This is a genomic window from Brevundimonas huaxiensis, assembly GCF_014218725.1.
GTDB lineage: Bacteria > Pseudomonadota > Alphaproteobacteria > Caulobacterales > Caulobacteraceae > Brevundimonas > Brevundimonas huaxiensis.
Genome location: NZ_JABBJE010000002.1, coordinates 380,055 through 397,089 on the forward strand (window position 1 = coordinate 380,055; position 17,035 = coordinate 397,089).

General features: G+C 67.4%; 22 protein-coding genes, 1 pseudogene and 1 other annotated feature. Of the genes and pseudogenes, 14 read left to right on the forward strand and 9 right to left on the reverse strand.

All coding sequences use genetic code 11. The features are described from left to right. Positions 1-2 precede the first annotated feature (2 nt). The 7 genes from HF680_RS07110 to HF680_RS07140 all read left to right on the forward strand — a co-directional run bounded on the left by HF680_RS07110 (position 3) and on the right by HF680_RS07140 (position 4,623). Positions 3-173, forward strand: a complete 171-nt coding sequence (locus HF680_RS07110) for a hypothetical protein (protein WP_017505721.1) — start codon at positions 3-5, stop codon at positions 171-173. Continuing rightward, a complete protein-coding gene (locus HF680_RS07115; RefSeq protein WP_017505722.1) occupies positions 170-706 on the forward strand; it encodes a cytochrome c oxidase assembly protein in 537 nt (178 codons plus the stop codon). The genes HF680_RS07110 and HF680_RS07115 overlap by 4 nt, the downstream gene beginning before the upstream one ends. 2 nt (positions 707-708) lie before the next feature. Then, complete coding sequence (locus HF680_RS07120) at positions 709-1,125, forward strand: NUDIX domain-containing protein (RefSeq protein ID WP_185224549.1); 417 nt, start codon at positions 709-711, stop codon at positions 1,123-1,125. A gap of 81 nt (positions 1,126-1,206) precedes the next feature. Further along, entirely contained in the window at positions 1,207-2,115 is a 909-nt protein-coding gene (locus HF680_RS07125) for a cytochrome c oxidase subunit 3 (protein ID WP_185224550.1), read from the forward strand. Continuing rightward, positions 2,112-2,660, forward strand: a complete 549-nt coding sequence (locus HF680_RS16220; RefSeq protein WP_185224551.1) for a DUF983 domain-containing protein — start codon at positions 2,112-2,114, stop codon at positions 2,658-2,660. Before HF680_RS07125 ends, HF680_RS16220 begins: the two co-directional genes overlap by 4 nt. After that, a complete protein-coding gene (locus HF680_RS07135; protein ID WP_185224552.1) occupies positions 2,657-3,358 on the forward strand; it encodes an SURF1 family protein in 702 nt (233 codons plus the stop codon). The genes HF680_RS16220 and HF680_RS07135 overlap by 4 nt, the downstream gene beginning before the upstream one ends. A gap of 50 nt (positions 3,359-3,408) precedes the next feature. Next, entirely contained in the window at positions 3,409-4,623 is a 1,215-nt protein-coding gene (locus HF680_RS07140; RefSeq protein WP_185224585.1) for a M16 family metallopeptidase, read from the forward strand. A gap of 124 nt (positions 4,624-4,747) precedes the next feature. Here HF680_RS07140 and HF680_RS07145 read toward each other — a convergent pair whose 3' ends face one another. Then, on the reverse strand, positions 4,748-5,095 hold the full coding sequence (locus tag HF680_RS07145; protein ID WP_185224553.1) for a hypothetical protein: 348 nt from the start codon (positions 5,093-5,095) through the stop codon (positions 4,748-4,750). 158 nt (positions 5,096-5,253) lie between these two features. Here HF680_RS07145 and HF680_RS07150 point away from each other — a divergent pair, with 158 nt between their 5' ends. Beyond that, the gene (locus tag HF680_RS07150; RefSeq protein ID WP_185224554.1) at positions 5,254-5,808 is read left to right on the forward strand and encodes an NADPH-dependent FMN reductase; all 555 of its coding nucleotides are present in this window, start codon (positions 5,254-5,256) and stop codon (positions 5,806-5,808) included. On the opposite strand, the gene HF680_RS07155 is transcribed toward HF680_RS07150, so the two are convergent. Together HF680_RS07155 and HF680_RS07160 are read right to left on the reverse strand one after the other, a co-directional pair. Continuing rightward, positions 5,805-6,245, reverse strand: coding sequence for a hypothetical protein (locus HF680_RS07155; RefSeq protein WP_039244875.1), 441 nt, complete (start codon positions 6,243-6,245; stop codon positions 5,805-5,807). The two genes, HF680_RS07150 and HF680_RS07155, sit on opposite strands and share 4 nt — an antisense overlap. 114 nt (positions 6,246-6,359) lie before the next feature. Next, a complete protein-coding gene (locus tag HF680_RS07160; protein ID WP_185224555.1) occupies positions 6,360-6,572 on the reverse strand; it encodes a cold-shock protein in 213 nt (70 codons plus the stop codon). A 239-nt stretch (positions 6,573-6,811) separates the two neighbouring features. Here HF680_RS07160 and HF680_RS07165 point away from each other — a divergent pair, with 239 nt between their 5' ends. Beyond that, positions 6,812-7,003: a hypothetical protein gene (locus tag HF680_RS07165; RefSeq protein WP_017505732.1), complete on the forward strand. Its 192-nt coding sequence runs from the start codon at positions 6,812-6,814 to the stop codon at positions 7,001-7,003. Between the two features lie 3 nt (positions 7,004-7,006). Here HF680_RS07165 and HF680_RS07170 read toward each other — a convergent pair whose 3' ends face one another. The 5 genes and pseudogenes from HF680_RS07170 to HF680_RS07185 all read right to left on the reverse strand — a co-directional run bounded on the left by HF680_RS07170 (position 7,007) and on the right by HF680_RS07185 (position 12,250). After that, the gene (locus HF680_RS07170) at positions 7,007-8,491 is read right to left on the reverse strand and encodes a SulP family inorganic anion transporter (protein ID WP_185224556.1); all 1,485 of its coding nucleotides are present in this window, start codon (positions 8,489-8,491) and stop codon (positions 7,007-7,009) included. A 52-nt stretch (positions 8,492-8,543) separates the two neighbouring features. Further along, positions 8,544-8,607 (reverse strand) — a sequence feature (sul1 is cis-regulatory element that is thought to sense ions involved in sulfur or methionine metabolism; They are found in Alphaproteobacteria). A gap of 49 nt (positions 8,608-8,656) precedes the next feature. Further along, positions 8,657-9,325 (reverse strand): DUF1501 domain-containing protein, encoded by a 669-nt coding sequence (locus tag HF680_RS15990; protein ID WP_317134012.1) that lies wholly within the window; start codon positions 9,323-9,325, stop codon positions 8,657-8,659. A 509-nt stretch (positions 9,326-9,834) separates the two neighbouring features. Next, complete coding sequence (locus HF680_RS15995; RefSeq protein WP_317134015.1) at positions 9,835-10,428, reverse strand: DUF1800 family protein; 594 nt, start codon at positions 10,426-10,428, stop codon at positions 9,835-9,837. Between the two features lie 19 nt (positions 10,429-10,447). Further along, positions 10,448-11,326, reverse strand: a pseudogene (locus HF680_RS16000) (DUF1800 family protein); the annotation flags it as partial. Between the two features lie 87 nt (positions 11,327-11,413). After that, positions 11,414-12,250 carry a metal-dependent hydrolase gene (locus tag HF680_RS07185; protein ID WP_045809766.1) on the reverse strand — a complete coding sequence of 279 codons (837 nt, stop codon included), beginning with the start codon at positions 12,248-12,250 and terminating at the stop codon, positions 11,414-11,416. A 65-nt stretch (positions 12,251-12,315) separates the two neighbouring features. Here HF680_RS07185 and HF680_RS07190 point away from each other — a divergent pair, with 65 nt between their 5' ends. Genes HF680_RS07190 through HF680_RS07200 form a run of 3 tightly spaced genes read left to right on the forward strand, consistent with a single transcriptional unit; the run spans position 12,316 to position 15,206 of the window. Beyond that, positions 12,316-12,891, forward strand: a complete 576-nt coding sequence (locus HF680_RS07190; protein ID WP_317134013.1) for a TetR/AcrR family transcriptional regulator — start codon at positions 12,316-12,318, stop codon at positions 12,889-12,891. A gap of 37 nt (positions 12,892-12,928) precedes the next feature. Beyond that, on the forward strand, positions 12,929-13,507 hold the full coding sequence (locus HF680_RS07195) for a GNAT family N-acetyltransferase (protein ID WP_039244861.1): 579 nt from the start codon (positions 12,929-12,931) through the stop codon (positions 13,505-13,507). A gap of 31 nt (positions 13,508-13,538) precedes the next feature. After that, a complete protein-coding gene (locus HF680_RS07200; RefSeq protein ID WP_045809768.1) occupies positions 13,539-15,206 on the forward strand; it encodes a putative bifunctional diguanylate cyclase/phosphodiesterase in 1,668 nt (555 codons plus the stop codon). Positions 15,207-15,209: 3 nt separating this feature from the next. On the opposite strand, the gene HF680_RS07205 is transcribed toward HF680_RS07200, so the two are convergent. Next, positions 15,210-16,076, reverse strand: a complete 867-nt coding sequence (locus HF680_RS07205) for an MBL fold metallo-hydrolase (RefSeq protein WP_185224557.1) — start codon at positions 16,074-16,076, stop codon at positions 15,210-15,212. A 71-nt stretch (positions 16,077-16,147) separates the two neighbouring features. On the opposite strand from HF680_RS07205, the gene HF680_RS07210 reads away from it, so the two are divergent. Beyond that, positions 16,148-16,480, forward strand: a complete 333-nt coding sequence (locus HF680_RS07210; RefSeq protein WP_185224558.1) for an ArsR/SmtB family transcription factor — start codon at positions 16,148-16,150, stop codon at positions 16,478-16,480. Positions 16,481-16,485: 5 nt separating this feature from the next. Continuing rightward, positions 16,486-17,034, forward strand: coding sequence for a rhodanese family protein (locus tag HF680_RS07215; protein ID WP_205196088.1), 549 nt, complete (start codon positions 16,486-16,488; stop codon positions 17,032-17,034). Position 17,035: the final 1 nt, after the last annotated feature.

Genomic DNA, 17,035 nt, shown 5'->3' on the forward strand with positions numbered 1-17,035 from the left:
CCATGCGTCTGACGCCTGAGGAACTTCGCGCGCGCAAGCGTCGCAACGTCTGGATCGCCTCGGCGCTGGTGGCCTTCATCGTGTTGGTCTTCGCCACCACGGTTCTGCGCCTGCAACAGAACCAGGCGGCCGAGCGCGCGCTGGCGACGGCGGTGGAGACCTCCCAACCATGAAGGCGGGCCGCAAGAATCTGATCGCCATCATCTGCGTCTTCGGCGTGATGGGGATGACCGGGGCGGCGTTCGCGGCCGTGCCGCTCTATCGGATGTTCTGCCAGGTCACGGGCTTCGGCGGCACGACGATGAAGGCTGACAAGGCCTCCGACACCGTGCTGGACGAGACGGTGATGGTGCGGTTCGACACCAATGTGCGCGGCGTGCCGATGACCTTCCGCGCCGAGCAATCGACTCAGCGGGTGCGGATCGGCGAGACGGGCCTGGCCTATTTCGACGTGACCAACACCTCGGACAAGCCGATCCAGGTGCGCGCCAGCTACAATGTCTCGCCCGAGCAGACGGGGCCGTATTTCCAGAAGCTGCAATGCTTCTGCTTCACCGACCAGACGCTGGCGGCGGGCGAGACGCGCCAGTTCCCGGTCCAGTATTTCATCGCCCCCGAACTGGCCACGGACCGTGAGGCCAAGGGCGCGCGCGACATCACCCTGAGCTACACCTTCTATCCGTCCGTGGACGCGCCCAAGGCGTGAGCATGAAGCCGGGCGTGGACTTTCCCGGCGTCGGCTGCGGCCTGGTGATCCAGCGCGGCGACGGGCGGGTCTTGCTGTGCAAACGGCTGAAGGCGCCCGAGGCCGGCTTCTGGAACATCGTCGGCGGCAAGGTCGATTTGATGGAGCGCTCCATCGACGCCGCGCGACGCGAGGCCGAGGAGGAGAGCGGGCTCAAGATCGGCGCCGTCGATTTCCTGTGCCTGGCCGAAGAGATCATTCCGGCCGACGGCCAGCACTGGGTGTCGCTGATCTATGTTACCCGCGACTTCACCGGCGAGCCGACGCTAACCGAGCCGGACAAGCTGTCGGAGATCGGCTGGTTCGCGCTGGACGACCTGCCCCAGCCGCTGTCGGCCTTTTCGGCCAAGGCGTTCAGAGCCTTGAACAAGGCGGAATAGCGGCACGGCTCTGGCGTCGGGGAAAATCGAACGCTATAGCCGCTATAACAACCGACTCTGGCCGACGAAGAGACGCGATTCATGGCTGACGCCCACGCCACTCCGCAGCACGACTACCACCTGGTGGCGCCCAGCCCCTGGCCGCTGGTGTCCTCGGTCGCTGCGACCATCATGTTCATCGGCGCGGTGATCTGGATGAAGGGCCTGGCCCCGGCGGACGGCGGCCCGATCGCCGCCAACTTCCTGGCCGAAGGCAAGCCGGGCGTCTTCTTCGCTGGTCTGGCCGGCGTTCTGATCTCGGCCTTCTGCTGGTGGGCGGACGTCATCAAGGAATCCAAGGCGGGCGACCATACGCCGGTCGTGTCGCTGGGCCTGCGCTACGGCATGATCCTGTTCATCGCATCGGAGGTGATGTTCTTCGTCGCCTTCTTTTGGATGTTCTTCGACATGGCGCTGTTCCATGAATCGCGGGCGCTGACGCCGGAAGTCGGCACCTGGGCCGACACCGCCAAGGCCTGGTCGACCTGGCCGCCGAAGGGCGTCGAGGTCCTGTCGCCGTGGCAACTGCCGCTGTTGAACACCGTGACGCTGCTGCTTTCGGGCTGCACCGTCACCTGGGCTCACTACGCGATCCAGGTCGGCGATCGCAAGGGCGCCAAGATCGCCCTGATTATCACTGTGGCCCTGGGCGTGCTGTTTACCTGCGTCCAGGCCTATGAGTACAACCACATCCTGCACGAGAAGCTATTCTTCAACGAAGAGGCCGTGAACTCGGGCCTGTACGGCTCGATCTTCTTCATGGCGACGGGCTTCCACGGCTTCCACGTTCTGATCGGCACCATCTTCCTAGCGGTCTGCCTGATCCGCCTGCTGAAGGGCGACTTCACCCCGCAAAAGCATTTCGGCTTCGAGGCCGCGGCCTGGTACTGGCACTTCGTGGACGTGGTGTGGCTGTTCCTGTTCGCCTTCGTCTATGTCGTCTTCGGTTGATCCAAGACGGCCCTGAAGACATCGCAGCGGCGCGGGACGAGGGATCGTCCCGCGCCGTCGTCGTTTCCGATACGCCGGTGCGATGGGCGCTGCGGGGGCGTTGTCCCCGGTGTGCCCAGGGCGCGCTGTTTGCGGGCTTTCTGAAGGTGGCGCCCGGTTGCACGGCCTGCGGTCTGGACTATTCCACCATCCAGACGGGCGACGGCCCCGCCAGCTTCATCATGCAGATCGCCGGCGTCATCGTCGGCTTCTCGGCCCTGTTCGTCGAAATCAAATACCATCCGCCCATGTGGGTGCATCTGATCGTCTGGCTGCCGCTGGTGGTCGCCCTGTCGCTTGCCCTGATGCGGCCGGGGCGGGGGCTGATGGTCGGGCTGCAATATCGGAACCAGGTGGATGGATCCTCCCCTGCGGAGCGGGGGAGGGGGACCACGCCTCGCGTGGTGGAGGGGGCGACCCCAGACTCGGTGCGAGGGTCCGCCCCCTCCACCGCTTCGCGGTCCCCCTCCCCCGTTCCGCTGCGCTACACGGAGGAGGATCTATGAAGCGTTTCCCCTGGATCCTGACCGTGCTGACGGTGCTGGGCCTGATCCTGCTGATCGGGCTTGGCGTGTGGCAGGTCGAGCGGCTGAAGTGGAAGGAAGGGCTGATCGCGGCGGCCGATGAGGCGGCGGCGAAACCGCGTGCGCCGCTGGAGCAGGTGCTGGCGGAAGGGGATCTGGAGTTCAGGAAGGCGCTGATCGTCTGTCCGGGCCTGGCCAGCGCGCCCTTCGTCGAGCTCCAGAGCATCCATGACGGCGAGGCCGGGGTGCGGCTGATCTCGGCCTGCAAGCCGGCGGGGGCGGATTTCACCCTGCTGATCGATCGCGGCTTCGTCGGCGACGGCGTGACGGAGCGGCCGCCCGTGGTCGAAACCACCCTGCCGCTGGTCATGGTCGGCGAGTTCCGCACCTTCGACAAGCCCGGCGCCATGAGCCCGGCGCCCCGCGACGGCCGCTTCTACGCCCGCGACACGACGGCGATGGCCAAGGCGCTGAACGTCGCCGGCCCGGTCCGGCCCGAGGCCGTTTTCGCCATCACCGCCGTCAATCCCGAGTTCCCGTCGCTGAGGCCGTCCGCGCCGCCTGCGGCCTTTTCCAACAACCATTTCGGATACGCCCTGACGTGGTTCGGACTGGCGATCGCGCTTGCGGGTTTCTATGTGGCGCTGCTTCGTCGACGCATCAAGAAAGACATCTCCTGACCGCCTCCTTGCACACCCTGTCCAACGGCGTTCGCGTCATCTGCGATCCGATGCCGGGGCTGAAGACCCTGGCCGTCGTCGTCACCGTCAAGGGCGGGGCGCGGTGGGAGCCGCTCGATCGGTCCGGCTGGTCGCACCTGCTGGAGCATCTGGTGTTCAAAGGCGCCGGCGACATGGCCGCGCGCGAGATCGTCGAGCGGATCGAGGCCGAGGGCGGCACGATCAACGCCTCCACCGGATACGAGCGGACCAGTTTCGAGGTGCGGGGGCTGGACGGCTCGCTGCCGCTGGCGATGCAGGTGCTGTCGGACCTGGTGTTCCGCCCCACGCTGGACCCGGCCGAGATCGAGCGCGAGAAGGACGTGGTGGCCCAGGAGATCGCCGAGGCCTTCGACACGCCCGACGACCATGTGTTCGAGATGGTGCAGACGCGCGCCTTCGCCAAACAACCGCTGGGCCGTCCCATCCTGGGCTCGGTCGCCAGCCTGAAACCGGCCGACAAGGCGTCGGTCGAGGCGTGGCGCGCGCGGCTATATTCGCCCGACCGGATGGTGGTGTCGGTCTCAGGCGCGGTGGACGAGACCGAACTGCTGGCCCTGGCCGAGCGCTGGTTCGGCGATGCGGTGGCGACGCCGGCTGACGCCCCCGCGCCGGCCGCCTTCGTCGGCGGCCATGCGAAGCTGACGCGCAAGATCGAACAGGCCAATCTGGTGTTCCAGCTGCCGGCCCTGTCCGCGACCGATCCGGCGCTGTCGGCCATGCGGCTGTTCGGCGAGATCCTGGGCGGCGGCATGGCCTCGCGCCTGTTCCAGAGCGCGCGCGAGGAGCGGGGCCTGGCCTACGCCATCGACGCCTATCAGGAGCCATACGAGGATACGGGCGTGCTGGGCATCTACGCCGGGGCGGCGGCGGATCGGGCGAAGGAACTGGCCGAGGTCTCTGCGGCCGAGGTGCGCGCCCTGGCCGAGGTCGGGCCGACCGACAAGGAGTTGTCGCGGGCCAAGGCGGTGATGAAGGCGGGCCTGTGGATGTCGGACGAAAACCCGATGAGCCGGGCCGGCCGCAACGCCGCCCAGACCCTGATCTTCGGCGCCCCGCGCTCCAGCGTGTCGATGACTGAACAACTGCAAGCCCAGACGATTGAGGACGTGCGCGCGGTCGGCGGCCGGGTGCTGGCGTCAGGCCAGGCGGCCAGCGCCGTCCTGGGGCCTAAGTCGGCCGCACCGGCAGGCGAAGCCTTCGCGGCGGCCCTGTTCGGGGGGTAGGCCTTAGGCTGTTCTTTCATCGCGCCGACTCTCTTGGAAGGGCGTTCACCGCGACAGACGACCTCTGGCGGTCGCCATCTGAGGGTCCGGCTCAAACTTTCCTTCACGACCTATTCGGACATTGTTAGCTTCGGCGAGAGCTAGAAATCTTTTTAGCGGCGGCGACGATTACGGCTTTGTGGAACTGGAAAATAAGCCAGCAAACAAGCGCTGAGAACGGGACGTAGAGCCACTTTTCCAACTGCAGGGGTGGATCTACCGTCAAGGTGACAGTTATCCAGACCACCCAATAAACCCGGAAAAACCAAGTCAGTATTTTGACTGTGAACTTTGTCTTTGGACCGAGTTCAGGCTCTGGCAGCTTTTTTGGTTTATCAGAGACCGGGGTCAGCGCTGATTCCCGCTCCAATCCATCTATCGCTTTCGCTAGCTCGCGGAGCCGCTCTTGGCTGGATTGGCGTGCATCGCTCATGACCCACGATTAGCCGGGACGATGCCTGATCGCCACCCATAACAGCCCTTCGCAATGTCCGCTTTGTGCGCAGGTGATCCGCGGCCGGCCTAACGGAACATCCGGCCGCCGGGATCGGTTATGCTGGCGCTTGAACACGCCCAGCCCGGAGACCTTTCATGACCGTCCGCGTCGCCCTGATCGTCGGCAGCCTGCGCAAAGGCTCCTATTCGCGCGCCATCGGCATGGCGTTGAAGGCGCTGGCCGAGCCGGGGCTGGAGATTGAGCCGGTCGAGATCGGCGACCTGCCGCTCTACGATCCCGATCTGGAGACCGACAACCCGCCGCCGGCCTGGGAGCGGTTCCGCGAGGAGGTGGCGACGACCGAGGCGGTGCTGTTCGTCACGCCCGAATACAATCGCTCCATCCCCGGCGCGCTGAAGAACGCCCTGGACGTCGGCTCGCGCCCCTATGGCCACAGCATCTGGCAGGGCAAGCCCGCCGCCATCGTCAGCGTCTCGCCCGGCGCCGTCGCGGCCTTCGGCGCCAACCACCACCTGCGCCAGCCGCTGGTCTTCCTGAACATGCCCACGATGCAGCAGCCCGAGGCCTATATCGGCAACGTCGCCGACCTGCTGGACGAGAACGGCAAGCTGAAGAAGGACGACACCAAGACCTTCCTGAAAAGCTTCACCGACGCCTTCGCCGCCTGGATCGACAAGACGAAGGTCTAGATCTTCAAAGCCGAGAGGAGTTTCGCGGGGTCGCGTACCCGCATGTCGATTACGACCGGATCGCCCTTGGCGGTGAGTGTCAGCCGGACATTCATGCCCGTCCAGTCCTTACGTGCTTCGGCCCTGACGAGGGCGACAGGTTTGCGGAACTCAAGACCGAACGCCCCGTAGGGCATGAACAAGGTGATTGGGAAAACGGGCGAAAGCCAAAGCTCTCGGTCATCGACGACCACCATCAGGCAATTGCTCGCGCCGCCCCACTTGCCCTTCTGTTTACCGGAGGCGCGCGTGTCAGCGTAACGGGCCGAAGCGGGGGGCCTGGGCATGACGGGTTCGCCCCGTGCTCGTCGGCTATTCACCGCATACCAGATCATGACTGGCCAAGTGACGATCACGCCGATTGCCCAGATGGTCAGGAAGATGATCTCTGGTTTCATATGGCCAAGTTAGGACCGAGTTTGACCGAAGTCATCCGTTCCAGACGCAGAGCCCAAAATGAAAACGGCGGCTCCGTGAGGAGCCGCCGTCGCAGATCAGCTGTGAGGCTGAAATCAGCCGATGGTTTGCAGCTGGCCAGCCGATTCCTTGCCCGAACGCTTGTCGCGTTCCAGCTCGTAGGAAACCTTCTGGTTTTCGTCCAGGCCGCGCAGGCCGGCGGCTTCGACAGCCGAGATGTGGACGAAGACGTCCTTGCCGCCGTCTTCAGGCTGGATGAAGCCGTAGCCCTTGTTGGCGTTGAACCATTTGACAGTGCCGGTAGCCATTTTGAGACCTCCGTTAGAAATTGACCGAGGGAACGTCCCTGCGGCCTGTCGGGTCTGAATGGGAGCGGCCTTGACTCGTGCGTTCGCAGAGAGAGTGGGCGTTACGCAGAGAGATCGACGAGCCGTATGTGCGCAGATATTGGCTGTGGATGCAAGCTTGGGGCGACGGGTCCGAAAATCCAATGATCGGAACGGTTTAGCTTGGGGTGCGTTAACGAACAGCACGAAAGGCCATCCCCATGAACCGCACCCACGTCGTCGAGCGCGCCTATCAGCTCGCCCGCACCAACGATTGTCTGAACACCGGCGACGTCGTCAAGGCGCTGTCCGGAGAAGGGTATTCGGGCGCCGAAATCTCGCATTTCCAGGGCAGCTCGATCCGCGCCGACCTGAACCGCATCTGCAAGATGCCGAAGCCCGAAGCCGCCTGAGCCCTAATGCGCGCCGGCGCCGTCCGGCAGATGCATCTTCTCGAACCGCCCCACCCGCGTAACCAAGGTGCGGGCGGCGTCGTTCATGCCCGTGACCTGCACGTCCGCGCCCTGACGGCGATAGCGGAAGACGACCTTGTCCACGGCGGCGACGCCGGTCAGGTCCCACAGATGGGCGTCGCTGAGATCGATCTCGACGCGCGTGGGTTGGCCGTGATGCTCAAAGCTGGCGGCGAACAGATCGGCCGAGGCGAAGAACAGCTGGCCTGACACGTGGTAGCGCAGAACGCCCGGTTCCGGCGTCGGAACCTCGGTCACGGCGATGGTCTTGCCCACCTTGCGCATGAAGAAGATCGCCGACAGCAGCACGCCCAGGATGACGCCCTTGGACAGGTCGTGGGTGGCGACGACCGTCACGGTGGTGGCGATCATGACGATGGACGACTGAAGCGGGGTGGAGCGCAGCTTCATCACCGAGGACCAGTCGAAGGTGCCGATCGAGACCATGATCATGATGGCGACCAGGGCGGCCATCGGGATTTGGGCGACCCAGGTCTGAAGCGCCAGCATCAGGAACAGCAGGAACAGCCCGGCCCACAGGGTGGACAGACGCCCGCGCGCGCCCGAGGTGACGTTGATCATCGACTGGCCAATCATGGCGCAGCCCGCCATGCCGCCGAAGAGGGGCGACAGGATGTTGGCGATCCCCTGGCCACGCGTCTCGCGATCCTTGTCCGACGGGGTGTCGGTGATGTCGTCGATCAGGTTGGCGGTCAGCAGGCTTTCCAGCAGGCCGACGAAGGCCAGGGTCGCCGAGATGGGCGCGATGATGACCAGCGTCTCCCATGTCAGGGGGACGGCGGGCAGGTGGAACATCGGCAGGCTGGTCGGCATCTGGCCCATGTCGCCGACAGTGCGCACATCCAGCTTCAGCACGATCACCAGGGCGCTGATGGCGACGATGGCGACCAGGGGTGAGGGCACGGCCTTGGTGAGACGCGGAAAGCCGTAGATGACGACCAGGGCCGCCGCGATCAGGGCGTAGGTGATCCAGCCCCGGCCGATCAGCTCGGGCATCTGGGCCAGGAAGATCAGGATCGCCAGCGAGTTGACGAAGCCGGTCATGACGCTGCGGCTGACGAACTTGATGTAGCGGCCCAACTTCAGCAGGCCGATGCCGATCTGGAACACGCCGCACAGGATCGAGGCGGCGAACAGATATTCCACCCCGTGGTCGCGCACGAGCGTGACCATCAGCAGGGCCATGGCGCCGGTCGCGGCCGAGATCATGGCCGGCCGCCCGCCGACGAAGGCGATGGTCACGGCGATGACCACGCTGGCGTAGAGGCCGACGGCGGGATCGACGCCGGCGATGATGGAAAAGGCGATGGCTTCGGGGATCAGGGCCAGGGCCACGACGGTCCCCGCCAGAAGATCGCGGCGAGGATTGGCGAGCCATTGCTGGCGCGCGGAGGCGATGATGGACATTTCAGGATTTCATCTGGATGAGCCTGACCGACGTTTCGGTTTCCGGCGGCTCGGTTTCCCAGCGGATCGGCGGCGGGGATAGCCACCCGTCGCCTGCGAACAGGGCCGGGTCCAAGGTGATGGCGTCCTGATGCGATGTTGCGCCGCAAAAAGCAAGCGTGGCGGCTAGATCAGACCGTCCATCGTCGGCGCCTCGGCGGCGCTGCCGGGAAAGACGCGGGCGTCCAGCGCGGCGCGGTCGAGGCCCATGTGATCGCGCAGCACGCCCTTGAACACCGAACGGATGTCCAGGGTCGGCGCCAGGTCGCGGTTCTCGAACAGGCGGTTGTCGGCCAGGGTCGGCCAGTCGCCGATGGGGCCGCCGCGCTTGACCGCACGGCCTGCCAAAAGAAGCGACGAGCCGGTGCCGTGGTCGGTGCCTTGGGTGCCGTTGGCGCGGGCGGTGCGGCCGAACTCGGTGGCGACGATGACCGCCGTGCGCGACCAAGCGTCGCCTAGGCTGTCCTTCAGGCCCGTGACCAGTTGATCCAGGCCCGTCAGCCGGGTCTGAAGTTGCGCCCGCTGACCCGCATGGGTGTCCCAGCCGTCCAGCGAGACGGCGACGATGTCGGCGCCTTCCGGTCCGGTCATCAGCCTGGCGACGGCCTGACCCAGGCCCTGGACGTCGTTGCGACGCAGGCGTTGGTCGCCGCCGTCCATGCCGACCAGCTGCTCGGTCGCCAGACCCCGCGCCAAGTTCTGGCCCAGCATCGGATCCTCGACATAGAGGTCCTGAAGCAAGGAGGCGATGCGGTCGCCGTCGCGCACCAGACCGCCGGGCGCCCAGCTGGACACCGGCGCGTCGCCGCGCAGGATCAGCGGGGTCTGGGCGCCGATCGACAGGCCCTTCAGCGACGTTCCGCCGGCCGCGACGATGGCGCGGTTCAGCCAGCCGTCGGACTGTTGGCGCAGACCTTCGCCGCCGTTCTACAGCACGTCCTGGGCGTCGAAGTGCGAGCGGATGCGCACGGGCAGGGCGACGGCAGGGGCGAACCGCATCTGACCCTGACCATAAAGGGCGTGCAGGCCCGCCAGCGCCGGATGCAGGCCGAAGCCTTCGCTCAGGGCCAGGGCGCCGTTCGCCTCGCCGGGCGCGGCGATGGCCAGACCGCCGCGCAAGGGGACGTAGTTTGGATCGGCGTAGGGGACGGTGACGGACAGGCCGTCCATGGCGCCGCGCGCAATGACGACGACCCGCTTGTTGGCGGGGCCGGCGGTCTGGGCGGCGACGCGGCCGGCGAAGGCCAGACCGATCCCGGCGGAGGCGGCGGCCAGCAGATGGCGGCGATTCACATTGAGGGCGGTCATCGGCGTTGGAACTCCGGCGACATGAACAGAAGGGTGAGGGCCTCGGGCCGGCTTTCGGCGCGGGCGACGGCGAGGCGGGTGCGTTCGCCGAGGCGCGGGCCGAGGGCGGATGCGGCGACCGCATTGGGGTCGCTTGCCTGCGCCAGATCGGCGGCGGTGCGCGACCAGTTCAGCCGTTTGACCATGGCGTCGGGGCCGGCCCAGTCGGCGGCCGTGTCCGGCCAGCCCTCGGGCGACGGGGGCGCGAACGGCGGCTGGCCCATGTCCAGCAGGGCCTGGCGCAACGGCTGGATTCGCTGAGGCCGGGTTCCCAGCGCGCGATGCGCCGAGACGATGAAGTCGTAGGGCGTCTTGACCTTGGCGGGTTGGGGCGTCCAGGTCTCGGGCGCGTCGATCAAGGCGCGGGCGACCTGGGCCAGATCGCCGCCGGAGCCGGTCCAGGCCGCTTCCAGCCGGTCGACCAGGGCGGGAGGCGGATCGTCGGCGACGAAATGGGCGGCGAGACGGCGCGACAGGCGTTTGGCCGTCGCCGGATGCCGGGCCAGGCCATCGCAGGATGGCCTGACCCTGGGCCAGGCCCGCCGCCGGATAGGTCTTGCCCATCACGGTGCGGGCGCCGGGTTCGTGGACGTTGGCGCGGAAGACGAAGCCGTCGGGACCGGGTTCGGCCTGGGCGGCCATGTTGCGCGCGCGGCGCGGACGGTTGGGCTGACGCTGGTCGCGGGCGGCGGGGATCGACCAGCCGGTCAGGGCGCGCGCCAGTTCAGTGACATCGGCCTGGGTGTAGCCCCCGTCAGCGCCGACCGTGTGCAACTCCATCATCTCGCGGGCCAGGTTTTCATTCAGACCGGCGTTGCGGCGCGCGCCGGCCATGCTGTCGGGACCGACCGAGCGGGCCTGATCCAGATACAGAAGCATGGCAGGATGCTGTTCGGCTGCCAGGACCAGATCCTCGAACCGGCCGAAGACGTGGGGGCGGATGGCCTCGCGCTCGTACTGACCGACGAAGGCGCCGCTGGCGAACTTGGCGGCCGAGACCGTCAGGGCGTTCGACCAGAACAGGGCCCAGCGCTCGGCGAAGCCGTCGTCGGTGGTCGCGCCGAGCTGGGCGCGAGCCAGGAACTCCTGCGCCGTGTCCTGGGTGATGTCGCGGCGGGCGGCCTGACGGGCTTCGCGCCGGGCGACGGCCTGCGGATCGGCGGCGTCCGGCATGGCTGGCGAGGGAGCGGGCGCGGCGTCGGCCGTCGCCGGAGCGGCGGCGCGTCGGTCGCGGCGAACGAGGCCGGCGTCGCTCTGATAGTCGATATATTGGGCGACGCGTTCGGTGGTGTCGGCGAACTGGCCGGACGGCTGGGGCGCGCCCTGGGGCCGAATCTGGCCCATGGCCCAGCCGCGCGGATCGGCGGCGACGCGGTCGATCTCGCCCGGCCGGGCGCCCAGACCTAGGCGCGTCAGGGCGACGGCGGCGTCGGTCGGTGATGAAGCCATGGCCTTCTCCTCGTCCGTCCCCCGCACATTGTAACGCCTTTGGGCGAAAACTCCGTCGCGGGGTCGGATTTGAGGTTAGGCGACCAATCAGGCGGGTTGGGCCAAACCGGCCTCCGCGTCCGCGATCAGCTCGCGGTCGTCGACCTGCCACGGGTGGAAATCGGGTTTGTAGAAGGCCAGGTAGTCGCCGATCATCCTGCGATACAGGCCCGGCTTCAGCCACAGCCAGCGGAACAGGCCCAGACGCGCGCGCCAGCCGACGATGCCGTCCTGCTTCAGCAGCATGAAGGTCGTCTCGCGCACCGTGCGGGTGAACAGCAGCGTCGTCAGGAACATGGCCCAGCGGCGGATGCGCCAGCGCTTCAGCAGACTGAGGTCCCGGGTCGCGTGCAGGAAGACGTCATAGGCCACGCCCTTGTGTTCGATCTCCTCGATGGAGTGCCAGCGCCACAGGCGGGCCAGGTCGTGGGGCGAGCCCTTCAGCAGTTCGGGATCGGCCAGCAGCCGATGGGCGAAGGCGGCGGTGAAATGCTCCAGCGCCATGGTCGCCGCCAGCTGGGCCAGGGCCGGACGGGCGCGGGCGATGTCGAGACGGGCGGTGACATAGGCCTCGATCTCGGCGGTGTCGTAGCCGGCGCGTTCGGTGATGGCGTTGAAAGCCATGTGTTCGCGAGTGTGGGCGCCCTCCTGGACCGTGAAGGCGCGGATGTCGGCGGCCAGGGCCGGGGGCGCGTCCTTGGCGAACCGCTTGACCGACTGGATGAAGAACCGCTCGCCGTCGGGGAAGGTCAGGCTGAGGGCGTTCATCACGGCGGTGCCGAACGGGTCGCCGTTCAGCCACCAGCGTGGCGTCGGAGCCTTGCGGTCGATATGCAGGTCGCGCGGCTTGATCTGGAGGTCGGCGGGGGTGGCGGATTTCGCCATGGTTCTGCTCCTCGATTTCAGGCGGATGATGGAGTTAACTGACATCAATGTCAACTAATGGTCCGGTGAAGCGACGGCGCGGGGCGTTGGCGCGCGAAGAGGCGCTGGAGGCGGCGCGCGACCTGCTGCTGACCGGCGGGCCGGCGGCGGTGACCCTGAAGGCGGTGGGCGAGCGGATGGGCGTGGGGCACGCCAATCTGATCCACCATTTCGGCTCGGCGGCCGGGCTTCAAGGCGCGCTGATGGATGCGATGGTGCGCGACCTGGCGCAGCGGATCGAGGCTGGCCTGGGAGAAGGGCGCGACGGCGTCGAGCCGGGGCGGCTGATGAGCGTGGTGTTCGACGCCTTCGGGCCGGGCGGGGCTTCGCAGATGGCGGCCTGGTTGGCGCTGGCGCGCGAGCAGGGCCGGGCGGAGAGCTTCGCCGAGGTGGTGCGCGATCTGGCCGAACGGCTGGCGGCCATGGCGCCCGATGATCCCAGGGCGGCTGAGCGGGCCAAGGCCCTGGTGGTGACGGCGGCCTATATGGCCTTCGCCGAGGGGCTGATCGGAGACATCCTGACGCCGATGCTTGGCGCGCCCGAGGGGCTCGGTCGCGACTTGGCGCTGAAGCTGACCGCGACACTTTTGGCCGAACCGTAAGGTTCAGAGCCGAATCTTGATGCTATAGTCCCCACCGATGGCGCTTCTGGACTGGATGAGCGATGTGGCCGGACCCGTGATCCGGGGGGACGGCGTGCTGCTGCGCCCGCCACGCGCCGCCGATTACGCCGCCTGGTCCACCCTGCGCGACGGCTCGCGCGACTATCTGCAGCCGTGGGAGCCGGCCTGGCCCGAGGACGACCTGACCAAGGCGGCCTTCCGGCGCCGGCTGTCGATCTATGCGCGCGAGATGGAGTTGGGCAACGCCTGGCCCTTCTTCGTCTTCGTGCAGGACGGCAAGACCCTGGCCGGAGCGGTGACCCTGTCGAACGTGCGGCGCGGCGTCGCCGAGACGGGGACGCTGGGCTACTGGATCGGCCAGCCGTTTTCCGGTCAGGGCGTGGCGACGGCGGGGGTTCGGGCCGTGGTCGGATACGCGTTCGACAAGCTGAAGCTGCACCGGCTGGAGGCGGCCTGTCTGCCCACCAACCACGGGTCGCGACGGGTGCTGGAGAAATCCGGCTTTCGCAACGAAGGTCGGGCTCGCGCTTATTTGAAAATTAACGGCGAGTGGGCAGACCATTTGTTGTTCGGCCTGGTCGAGGACGAGCGTTGACGGCCGGGGGCCGTCTGGAAGGGCGAGACGCGTGACACCACGATCCCGATCGCTGGCCTGGGACGCCACGACCGCCATCGAGGCGCTGGCCGCCGCCGAAACGGCCCTGTGGGTCTGGACGCCCGCGGCGGACGAACTGCGGTTCACCGGCGCGACGCGATCGCTGGGCCTGGGGCCGCTTGCGCCGGAATGCACGGCCGCCGGTTTCGTCGCCCTGGCCATGCCGCAGGATCGCAGCCTGGCCGAACGGATGCTCAAACCCCAGGACGAGGGCGCCGAGATCGCCGTGCGTCTGCGCATGCGCGGGTCCGAGACCTGTCTGTGGCGTGGCGTCTGGCTGGAGGACGGCCTGCGCGCCGCCGGCGTCGTGGCGCTGGAGACCAAGTTCGCCGGATCGGACCGCGATACGCTGACGGGCCTTCTGGATCGTCGCGCCTTTCTGGCCCGCGTCAGCGAGGTGCTGACCCAGCCCGGCGAATACGAAATCGTTGTCGGCGACGTGGACCGGCTGCGGCGCCTGAACGAGGCGCTGGGGCACGAGCGGACCGACCTGGTGTTGTCGGCCCTGGGCTCGCGTCTGGCCGCCGCCTTCAACAAGGACGCCTCGGCCGCGCGGATCGGCGAGGACGAGTTCGCCATCATCGTCCCCAAGACCGCGTCCCACACCAGCTATCGCGTGCGTGACGCGCTGGAGCAGCCGCTGCGGGTCGCGGGCTTCGACATCTATCCGACCGTCTCCATCGGGGCGGTGATGGTGGAGGGCGGGCCGGATGCGCCCGACGCCGCCGAACTGTTGCGCCGGGTCGAGTTGGCGGTGGAATCGGCCAAGGGCGCCGGGCGCGGCGGATCGGCCGCCTATGGCCGGGCGCTGGAAAGCGACAGCCTGAGCCGTCTGGCGCTGGAGGCGGATCTGAGGAACGCCTTCGTGCGGGGCGAGATCGTGCCCTTCTTCCAGCCGATCGTGAACCTGAACACCGGGGCCGTCGCCGGTTTCGAGGCCTTGGCGCGCTGGCGTCACCCGCGCCGGGGTCTGGTGCCGCCGGACGAGTTCCTGGGTCTGACCGCCGACCTGGGGATGATGAACGACCTGGGCCTGCTGATGATGACCCAGTCGGCGCGGCAGCTGGCCGAATGGATCGAACGCCATCCGCTGGCCGGCAAGCTGTTCTGCAGCGTCAACCTGTCGGTCGGCGAGATCGAGCGCCCGCACCTGTGCGAGGACGTGGCGCGCATCATCAAGGAGACGGGCCTGCCCAAGGGCGCGCTGAAGCTGGAGGTCACCGAGGGCGACATCATGCGCGACACCGCCCGCGCCGCCGAGGTCCTGCAATCGCTGAAAGACGTCGGGGCGTCGCTGGCGCTGGACGACTTCGGCACCGGCTTCTCGTCGCTTTCCTATCTGGCGCGCCTGCCGTTCGATACGCTGAAGATCGACCGCTATTTCGTTCTGACAATGAACAAGGACGAAGGCTCGGCCAAGATCGTCAAGTCGGTGGTCAACCTGGGCCGCGACCTGTCGCTGGAAGTCGTCGCCGAGGGCGTGGAGAACGCCGAACTGGCCCGCCTGCTGCTGGACGCCCAATGCCACTACGGCCAGGGCTTCGGCTATGCCCCCGCCCTGCCGGCGCAGGAGGCCGAGGTCTATCTGGCCGAAAGCCTGGCCGACGGCACCGCGCCGTTGAAGCAGCGGTCGGCCTAGGGCTTAGATCGCGTTTAGCGGCAGGCGCAGGTAGCGCTGGCCGTTGGTGTCGGGGGGCGGCAGGTCGCCGGCGCGGATGTTGACCTGAAGCGAGGGCAAGATCAGTTGTGGCGCGCCCAGGGTGGCGTCGCGGGCCTCGCGCATGGCGACGAAGGCGTCTTCCGATACGCCGCCGCCGATGTGGATATTGTGCGCGCGTTGTTCGGCAACGGTGGTCTCGAACCGGTAGTCGGTGCGGCCCTGGGGCAGGTAGTCATGGCCGACGAAGATTCGGGTGTCGTCGGGCAGGGTCAGCAGGCGCTGGATCGAGCGATACAGCGTCCGGGCGTCGCCGCCAGGAAAGTCCGTTCGCGCCGTGCCATAGTCGGGCATGAACAGGGTGTCGCCGGTGAAGACCGCATCGCCGATCCGGTAGCTGACGCAGGCGGGGGTGTGGCCGGGCGTGTGGATCACTTCCACCCTCAGATCGCCCAGGGCGAAGGCGTCGCCGTCCGCATAGAGATGATCGAAAATCGCGCCGTCCGGGCGCACGTCGTCGGCGCCGAAAAGGCGGCCGAAGGCGGACTGAACCTGGGTGATCCGCCCGCCGATGCCGATCGACACGCCCGTCGTCGCACGCAGGTGCGCCGCCGCCGTCAGGTGGTCGGCGTGGGCGTGGGTTTCGAGCACGAGGGCCAAGGTCAGCGTTTCCGACCGCAGCGCCGCCATGACGGCGTCGATCGATCGCGTCGAGGTGCGGGCCGAGGGCGCATCGAAGTCCAGGACGGGGTCGATGATCGCTGCCTGACCCGTCGCGGGGTCGCTGACCAGATAGGTGACGGTGTGGGTCGCGGGATCGAAAAAGCCGCGAACATCGGGGGATTGGGCCATGGAGGAAGCTCCTTTCGCAGTTCAATATATTAGGTATTGCTTATTTAGCAACCACGCATATATTGCGTCCCATGATCGACCTTCAGACCATCGGACTTGAACGATTCCAGGCCAGCGCGGGCGAGGCAGCGGCGTTGCTGCGCGCCCTGTCCAACGAGAAGCGGCTGATGATCCTGTGCCGGCTGGGCGAGGGCGAGATGTCCGTCGGGCAACTGCTGCCCCAGGTCGGCCTGTCGCAACCGGCCCTGTCCCAGCACCTCGCCAAGCTGCGCGACGAGGCGCTGGTGAGCACGCGGCGCGACGGCACGACCATCTTCTACCGCATCGCCGATCCGGCCGTCCTGAAGGTCATCGCCGTGCTGGCCGAAATCTACTGTCCCCCTGTTTCTTCCGAAGAGGCATGATCCCGATGAGCGTCCTGACCCCCCTATCCCCCGCCGAGGTTTCGCGTCGGCTGAAGCAGAACACGGCCGTGCTGATCGACATCCGCGAGCCCGACGAGTTCGCCAGAGAACATGTCGTCGGCGCTGTCCATGCGCCGTTGTCGACCTTCGACGCCTACACGCCGGCGGGCGCCGACGGGCGCGACGTCATCTTCACCTGCCGGACCGGCAATCGGACGGGCGTCAACTGCGACCGTCTGGCGGCCAAGACGACGGGCCAAGCCTTTGTTCTGGAAGGTGGGCTGGACGCTTGGAAGGCTCAGGGCCTGGCCACCCATGCCGACCGCTCCAAACCGATTGAACTGATGCGTCAGGTGCAGATGGTCGCGGGTGGGCTGATCCTGGTCGGCGCGGCGCTGGGGCTGCTGGTGCATCCGGCCTTCTGGGGCCTGTCGGCCTTCGTCGGCGCGGGCCTGTTCGTCGCGGGCGCGACGGGCTTTTGCGGCATGGCGCGGCTGCTGGCCGTCATGCCGTGGAACAGAACCGCGACCCGGCCATTGACAAGAGCGGTCTGAT

What these genes read in the sequence shown, in the direction of transcription:
- HF680_RS07110 (WP_017505721.1), top strand. Translation starts at nt 3, where the DNA reads ATGCGTCTGACGCCTGAGGAACTTCGCGCGCGCAAGCGTCGCAACGTC.
- HF680_RS07115 (WP_017505722.1), top strand. Translation starts at nt 170, where the DNA reads ATGAAGGCGGGCCGCAAGAATCTGATCGCCATCATCTGCGTCTTCGGC.
- HF680_RS07120 (WP_185224549.1), top strand. Translation starts at nt 709, where the DNA reads ATGAAGCCGGGCGTGGACTTTCCCGGCGTCGGCTGCGGCCTGGTGATC.
- HF680_RS07125 (WP_185224550.1), top strand. Translation starts at nt 1,207, where the DNA reads ATGGCTGACGCCCACGCCACTCCGCAGCACGACTACCACCTGGTGGCG.
- HF680_RS07135 (WP_185224552.1), top strand. Translation starts at nt 2,657, where the DNA reads ATGAAGCGTTTCCCCTGGATCCTGACCGTGCTGACGGTGCTGGGCCTG.
- HF680_RS07140 (WP_185224585.1), top strand. Translation starts at nt 3,409, where the DNA reads ATGCCGGGGCTGAAGACCCTGGCCGTCGTCGTCACCGTCAAGGGCGGG.
- HF680_RS07145 (WP_185224553.1), bottom strand. Translation starts at nt 5,095, where the DNA reads ATGAGCGATGCACGCCAATCCAGCCAAGAGCGGCTCCGCGAGCTAGCG.
- HF680_RS07150 (WP_185224554.1), top strand. Translation starts at nt 5,254, where the DNA reads ATGACCGTCCGCGTCGCCCTGATCGTCGGCAGCCTGCGCAAAGGCTCC.
- HF680_RS07155 (WP_039244875.1), bottom strand. Translation starts at nt 6,245, where the DNA reads ATGAAACCAGAGATCATCTTCCTGACCATCTGGGCAATCGGCGTGATC.
- HF680_RS07160 (WP_185224555.1), bottom strand. Translation starts at nt 6,572, where the DNA reads ATGGCTACCGGCACTGTCAAATGGTTCAACGCCAACAAGGGCTACGGC.
- HF680_RS07165 (WP_017505732.1), top strand. Translation starts at nt 6,812, where the DNA reads ATGAACCGCACCCACGTCGTCGAGCGCGCCTATCAGCTCGCCCGCACC.
- HF680_RS07170 (WP_185224556.1), bottom strand. Translation starts at nt 8,491, where the DNA reads ATGTCCATCATCGCCTCCGCGCGCCAGCAATGGCTCGCCAATCCTCGC.
- HF680_RS07185 (WP_045809766.1), bottom strand. Translation starts at nt 12,250, where the DNA reads ATGGCGAAATCCGCCACCCCCGCCGACCTCCAGATCAAGCCGCGCGAC.
- HF680_RS07195 (WP_039244861.1), top strand. Translation starts at nt 12,929, where the DNA reads ATGGCGCTTCTGGACTGGATGAGCGATGTGGCCGGACCCGTGATCCGG.
- HF680_RS07205 (WP_185224557.1), bottom strand. Translation starts at nt 16,076, where the DNA reads ATGGCCCAATCCCCCGATGTTCGCGGCTTTTTCGATCCCGCGACCCAC.
- HF680_RS07210 (WP_185224558.1), top strand. Translation starts at nt 16,148, where the DNA reads ATGATCGACCTTCAGACCATCGGACTTGAACGATTCCAGGCCAGCGCG.
- HF680_RS07215 (WP_205196088.1), top strand. Translation starts at nt 16,486, where the DNA reads ATGAGCGTCCTGACCCCCCTATCCCCCGCCGAGGTTTCGCGTCGGCTG.